Source organism: Cytobacillus oceanisediminis 2691 (assembly GCF_007678455.1).
GTDB classification, from domain to species: Bacteria; Bacillota; Bacilli; order Bacillales; family Cytobacillaceae; genus Mesobacillus; species Mesobacillus oceanisediminis_A.
In genome coordinates, this window is sequence record NZ_VEEP01000466.1 from 1 (window position 1) to 228 (window position 228).

General features: G+C 42.1%; 1 protein-coding gene. It reads left to right on the forward strand.

Annotated features, from left to right (window positions below; genetic code table 11):
* Positions 1–12: 12 nt before the first annotated feature.
* A partial coding sequence (locus FS736_RS24055; protein WP_260983709.1) for a YigZ family protein occupies positions 13–228 on the forward strand: 216 nt, incomplete at its 3' end.

Sequence of the window (228 nt, forward strand, 5' to 3'; positions counted from 1 at the left end):
TTCATGGAGAGAATGAAAAAAGAGAATTGGAAGGGAAGGGATAATTGCTGGGGTTATATGATTGGTGAAAAGGAGGAAATGGAAAAAGGAAATGATGATGGAGAAGGAAGGGGGAGAGGTGGGGTGGCGATTGTTGAAGTACTGAAAAAGAAGGACTTAAAGAATAGTGTTGTGGTCATTACTGGGTACTTTGGGGGTATTAAGTTAGGAGGTGGGGGTGTGATAAGA